This is a genomic window from Streptomyces sp. NPDC057616 (assembly GCF_042800575.1).
GTDB lineage: Bacteria > Actinomycetota > Actinomycetes > Streptomycetales > Streptomycetaceae > Streptomyces.
Genome location: NZ_JBHVGU010000080.1, coordinates 1 through 5,858 on the forward strand (window position 1 = coordinate 1; position 5,858 = coordinate 5,858).

At 72.2% G+C, this 5,858-nt stretch carries 5 protein-coding genes; all 5 read right to left on the reverse strand.

From position 1 onward, the window contains the following. Window positions 1-33: 33 nt before the first annotated feature. A complete protein-coding gene (locus tag ACFU97_RS45500; RefSeq protein WP_384269055.1) occupies window positions 34-2,256 on the reverse strand; it encodes a HelD family protein in 2,223 nt (740 codons plus the stop codon). Between the two features lie 168 nt (window positions 2,257-2,424). After that, window positions 2,425-2,757, reverse strand: a complete 333-nt coding sequence (locus ACFU97_RS45505) for a thioredoxin family protein (RefSeq protein ID WP_384269057.1) — start codon at window positions 2,755-2,757, stop codon at window positions 2,425-2,427. After that, the gene (locus ACFU97_RS45510) at window positions 2,736-3,119 is read right to left on the reverse strand and encodes a MerR family transcriptional regulator (protein WP_384269060.1); all 384 of its coding nucleotides are present in this window, start codon (window positions 3,117-3,119) and stop codon (window positions 2,736-2,738) included. The genes ACFU97_RS45505 and ACFU97_RS45510 overlap by 22 nt, the downstream gene beginning before the upstream one ends. Before the next feature lie 49 nt (window positions 3,120-3,168). Further along, window positions 3,169-4,746 carry an AAA family ATPase gene (locus ACFU97_RS45515; protein ID WP_384269062.1) on the reverse strand — a complete coding sequence of 526 codons (1,578 nt, stop codon included), beginning with the start codon at window positions 4,744-4,746 and terminating at the stop codon, window positions 3,169-3,171. A gap of 122 nt (window positions 4,747-4,868) precedes the next feature. After that, window positions 4,869-5,642 carry a DUF2127 domain-containing protein gene (locus ACFU97_RS45520; protein ID WP_384269065.1) on the reverse strand — a complete coding sequence of 258 codons (774 nt, stop codon included), beginning with the start codon at window positions 5,640-5,642 and terminating at the stop codon, window positions 4,869-4,871. Window positions 5,643-5,858: the final 216 nt, after the last annotated feature.

The window sequence follows — 5,858 nt, forward strand, 5'->3', positions numbered from 1 at the left end:
CGCCTGGCCGGCGCGCGCGGCCGCGGCCCCCGTTCACGCCAACGCGGTCGCCAAGGCCCGCGGCAGCGCCCGGCTGTGCACCACCCCGAGCCGCTGCGTGGCCCGGGTGAGCGCCACGTAGAGGTCGCTCGTGCCGTACAGCCCCGGCTCCACCACCAGCACCGAGTCGAACTCCAGCCCCTTCGACTGGCGCGGGTCCAGGAGGACGACGGTGTGCGTCAGGTCGGGTTCCGCCCCCGCCGTCACCCCGTCCAGGCGTGCGGCCAGCCGCCGGTGCAGATGCCGCGGCGCGATGACCGCGAGCCGGCCCTCCGCGGGCGTCAGCTCCCCCACCGCCTTGGCGACGGCGCCGGGCAGGTCGTCGGTCGCGCGCGCCCAGGGCCGTACGCCGGTGGACCGCACCGAGCTCGGCGGCGTGAAGTCCGGCTGCTCGGCCCGTACCACCGCCGCCGCGACCTCCATGATCTCGGCCGGGGTGCGGTAGTTGACCCCGAGCCGGGTGTGCTCCCAGCGGTCCTCGACGAACGGGGAGAGGATGTCCGACCACGCGCCGACGCCGGCCGCCTCCGCGGTCTGCGCCGGGTCGCCGACCAGGGTCATCGAGCGGGTCGGGCTGCGCCGCATCAGCATCCGCCACGCCATCGGCGACAGCTCCTGCGCCTCGTCGACGATGATGTGCCCGAACGCCCAGGTCCGGTCGGCCGCCGCGCGCTCGGCGGCGCTGCGGTGGTCGTCCTCCTCCTGCCGCTCGGCGAACCGCTCGGCGTCGATGATGTCGTGCGCGGACAGGACCTCGGAGTCCTCCTCGTCCTTGTCCTCGAACTCGTAGGTGCGCGAGGCGAACGAGACGTCCAGCACGCCCTGCGCGTAGGCGATCTGCGTCTCGCGCTCCCGCTCCGCCAGCGCCCGCCGCAACCGGTCGTCCTCACCGAGCAGTTCGGCGGCCTCGTCCAGCAGCGGCACGTCCGACACCGTCCACTCCCGGGTCACCGGCCGGCGTACGGCGGCCGCGTCCTCGTCGGGGAGGTGGCCGACGGGGTCGGCGAGGAAGTCCGCGACCAGGCGCTGCGGGGTCAGCCGCGGCCACAACTGGTCGATGGCCGCCCACACTTCGGGGTTCTCGGCGATCTCGTCGCGGATCTGGGTGATGTCGGCCGGGTCGAGCAGGTTCGTCCCGTCGAAGGGGTCGGTGCCGACGCGCTCGGCGTAGAGCTCGGTGAGCGTGTTGAGGATGTGGCCCTCGAAGTGCTCGCGGGCCGCGTTGTGCGGCAGCTTCGCGGCCCGGGTGCGCTCGCGGGCGACCTTCACCAGGCCGTCGTCGAGCATCAGGATCTCGCGGTCGTGCTCGATCGCGATGACCGGGTCGGGCAGCGCCTGCCAGTCGGCCACGACCCCGGCGAGCACGTCCGCCATGCCGGCGCGGCCCTTCACCGCGGCCGCCTCCCGGGGGTCGCTCGCGGTCGCCTTCACGCCGGGGAACAGCTCGCCGACGGTCGCGAGCAGCACACCGGTCTCGCCGAGCGAGGGCAGCACCTCGCCGATGTAGCCGAGGAAGGCGGGGTTGGGCCCGACGATGAGAACGGCCCGCTTGGCGAGCAGCTCCCGGTGCTCGTAGAGCAGGTACGCGGCCCGGTGCAGCGCGACCGCCGTCTTGCCGGTGCCCGGGCCGCCCTCGACCACCAGCACCCCGCGGTGCGGCGCCCGGATGATCTCGTCCTGTTCGGCCTGGATGGTCTGCACGATGTCGTGCATCCGGCCGGTGCGCGCGGCGTCGAGCGCGGCGAGCAGCACGGCGTCCCCGGTCGGGTCCTCGTGCCCGGTCCGCTCCCGGTCCCCGAGGTCGAGGATCTCGTCGTGCAGGCCGGTGACCGTACGGCCCTCGGTGGTGATGTGCCGGCGCCTGCGCAGGCCCATCGGCGTGTGGCCGGTGGCGAGGTAGAAGGGGCGGGCGACGTTCGCGCGCCAGTCGATCAGCATCGGGGTGCGCTCGGCGTCGTCCCTGCGCAGTCCGATGCGGCCGATGTGGTGGGTCTCGCCCGCGGTGAGGTCGATCCGGCCGAAGCAGAGTGATCCGTCCACCGCGTTCAGCGCCGCGAGCAGGCCCGAGCGCTCGGCGACGAGGATGTCCCGCTCCAGCCGGGCCTGCATGGGCGTGTTGCCCTGCCCGAGCGCGTCCGTGACGCCCGCCTCGGTGTCGCCGCGCAGGGCGTCCACGCGCGCGTACAGCCCGTCGATGAATTCCTGCTCGTGTTGCATTTCATCGTCTGGATATTCGGTGTTTGACAATTCCGCTCCCACCCGGATATACTGCGTTCAGTGAACTTCTCCGCGACCCAATCTCTTTGAAGTCGCGAATCATTGAATATACGCAAAGAAATCCCCCGGGCGCAATTGCCCGGGGGATTTCTTTATGCGCGGCGCGGGTCAGAGGACGTCCGCCAGCTCCTCCAGCAGCCGCCTCTTGGGCCGGGCGCCGACCATCGAGCGCACCGGCTCACCACCGCGGAAGACCATGAACGTCGGCATCGACAGCACCTTGTAGGCGTTCGTGGTCGTCGGATTGCTGTCCACGTTCAGCTGCACCACCTTCAGGCGGCCGGCCTCCTCGTCGGCCAGGGCGCGCAGGACCGGCCCCATCTGCCGGCACGGCGGGCACCAGTCCGCGGTGAACTCCACCAGCACCGGCAGTTCGGAGCGGATCACCTCCGCCGTGAAATCCTCGTCGGTCACATCGATCACAGTTCCTGCCCTCCCCATTCGCACAACGGCGGCTCGTCGGCCGAGGCCAGCCGCACGGCGATCGTCGCCCGCACGGCCTTGAGCTCGCCGATCAGCGCGTCGAGCTCGTCCAGCTTGCGGCGGTAGACCGCGAGCGACGCCGGGCAGGAGTCGCCCTCCGGGTGCCCGGCCCGCAGGCACTCCACGAACGGCCGCGTCTCCTCCAGGTCGAACCCGAAGTCCTGGAGCGTCCTGATCTGCCGCAGCAGCTTCAGGTCGCTCTCGTCGTAGGTGCGGTAGCCGTTCGTGCCGCGCCGCGCGGGCAGCAGACCGCGCGACTCGTAGTACCTGAGCGTTCGCGTCGTGGTCCCGGCCCGTGCGGCCAGCTCGCCGATTCGCATGTCCTCGACGGTAATCCTTGACGCCGACGTCAGGGCAACGGCCGATGCGTCAGTACGGCGACGGGCCCGGGCGCGGGCCCAGCAGCCACTCCCCCGAGGGCGGGCCCCCGTACTCCTCCGTGTCGTCCTCGTCGTCCTCGTCGCCCGCCTCGGACCAGTCCTCGTCCTCGCCCGGCCGCACCCCAAGCAGCCGCCGGGTCAGCCGGTCGCGGTCGGAGAGCAGCTCGTCGAGGGCCTCGCGGACGTCCGCCGCCTCGGTGCGCGGCGCCTCGCGCTCCGCCGCGATCAGCACGGCGCGGCGGACCAGCTCCTTGGTGAAGGAGGCCGTCGTGCCCTCGGTGCGGGACACCACCTCCTCGGCGACCTCCCGGCCGAGGCCGAGTCCCGCGCCGTAGAGGGCGAGCAGGGCCGCGCGGCCGTCCGCGTCCGGCAGCGGGATCTCCACGGCGAGGTCGACCCGGCCCGGGCGCTGCACGAGGGCCGGCTCCAGCAGGTCGGCGCGGTTGGTGGTGAGCAGGAACGCGACGTCGGCGTCGTCGCCGAGGCCGTCCATCTCGTTCAGCACCTGGAAGAGCAGGGGCTGTTCGCCCGCGCCGTGGTCGCGGGCCTCGGCGATCAGGTCGCAGTCCTCGAGCACGACGAGCGCGGGCTGCAGCATCCGGGCCAGGGCGCAGGCGGGACCGATCGCGTCGATGCTCTCGCCGGACAGGACCACCACCGTGAACTGCGGCAGGCACGAGAGGAGGTAGCGGATCGTGTGGGTCTTGCCGGTGCCGGGAGGACCGTAGAGCAGGAGGCCGCGGCGCAGGTGCTGGCCGGCGGCGCGCAGCTGCTCGCGGCGGCGGGCCACGCCCACGACCTGCCGTTCCACCCGCTCCAGGAGCCCGGCCGGCAGCACGATGTCCTCGCGGGTCAGACCCGGGCGGCGGTGGAAGCGGAACGGGCCGAGGCCGTGGCCGAACTGGGAGCCCTCGAAGGAGAGCACCTGGCCGCGGAAGATGCTGTGCGCGCGCACGAGGCCGTCGACCTCGGCGAGCAGGCGGTCGGCGAACTCCTTGTCGCCGGCCAGGACTTCCAGCTCGACCTTGTTGCGTCCGTACTCGTCCTGCGGGCCGCGCAGCAGGATCGCGAAGCGCTCGCCGTCCGCGACGCCGAGGTAGAACCCGCAGGAGACGCAGGCCAGTTCCTCGTCGGGCGAGACGGGCAGATGGGCGTAGTCGACGGCGCCGATCACGAAGCGGTCGTAGCGGTCGGCCGCCTCGATGATGTCGCCGAGAGTGAGCTCGCCGCGGTGCTGGGCGCCGCGCATGCCGACCAGCTCGAAGGAACGGCCGTCCGCGGCGAACCAGCGCTCCAGGGCGAGGTGGACGTTGGGCAGGTCGTAGGGCGGGTACGCGGCCTTGACCACCGGGCGGTCGGTGGGCGCCGAGCCGAGGTGCTCGCGCAGCCGCCGCGCGAGGTCGCGGTGGCCGTCCGCGTCGGGTTGCGCGGGCCGCGCTACGGCGATCAGGAACTCCTGGAAGAGCTCGTTGATCCGGTCCAGCGACAGCGGCGAGGGCTCGCGCTCCGCGCCGTACCTGCGCCGGTACTCGTCCGAGCTGAGGAGCTGCACCTCGTCGTCCCCCATGGACGCCTCCCTGCGTTCGACCGTCGGTCCCGGGCCCGTCCAGCCTGGGGCCGGACGGGTGCGGGGGTCAAAGCATTTGGGGCAGGTGCGGCGAAAGGAGTGAGGGTGCGGCCCCGTGGGCCCTAGGCGGCTCCCGCCGGGACGCCCGCCGACTCCTCGACCTCCAGCAGGGACGCGCTCTCGCGTTCCTCCTCGAAGGCCCGGCGGCCGCCGCGCAGGCCGAACAGGCGCTTGGCGAGGGCGATGTAGAGCACGGCGAGGATGTTGAGGACCAGGGTCGCGATCTTCAACCAGCTGATGTGCTCGGTGAGTTCGTAGATCTCCAGCGGCAGGAACGCGGCGGTGGCGACCACCGTGAGGTACTCGGCCCAGCGCTTGGCGTACCAGAGGCCGACCGCCTCGACGAGTTCGATCAGGGCGTAGGCGAGCAGCAGTCCGGCGACCAGCAACAGGGTGTCGTGCTTGTAGCCGAAGGTCTTCTGGATGGTGCCGACGACCGGTGAGTGGTCGAGGTCGTAGTGGAAGTGGCGGAAGACCGGCCGGAAGACGTCGAGGTACTCGTCGAAGAGCCTGCGCACCGAGTGCTGGCTGTTGCTGAACTTCCACACCGCCAGCGCGACCAGCACGATGAACACGCCGCGCACCGCCCGCTCGATCGCCAGGAAGCGCAGGATGAACAGGTCTCGCAGCACCTTGCCGCGCGGCACGAGGGGCGCGTGGTCGGCCGGTCCCGAGCCGTGCGGCTCGCCGAGCACGAAGTCGCCGCAGCGCAGGCAGCGCCAGACCTCCCCGAGCGCGGTCTCGGCGTGCAGGCGCACCCGCAGGCGCGGATCGTCCGGCGCATAGGTGACGTGGCCCTTGCGGGCACACGTACGCCGGTCCCAGTCGATCTTCATTCCCCCGTGCCTCCAACGAATGTGGTGCGTAAGTACCGGACCGGCGGCGCACGCTAGTGGATGACGGTAAGAGATCGGTGAGAGTCCGGTCTCCGGCGCGCGTCCGGGAACGGCAAGGCCGGGGGGGCGGGGCCCCCAGGGGGAGACGGAGCCCCCAGAGCCGCGCTCAGGACCTCTCCAGTTTCTTCTCGCCCCCCCCCCCCCGTAACCCCGAAC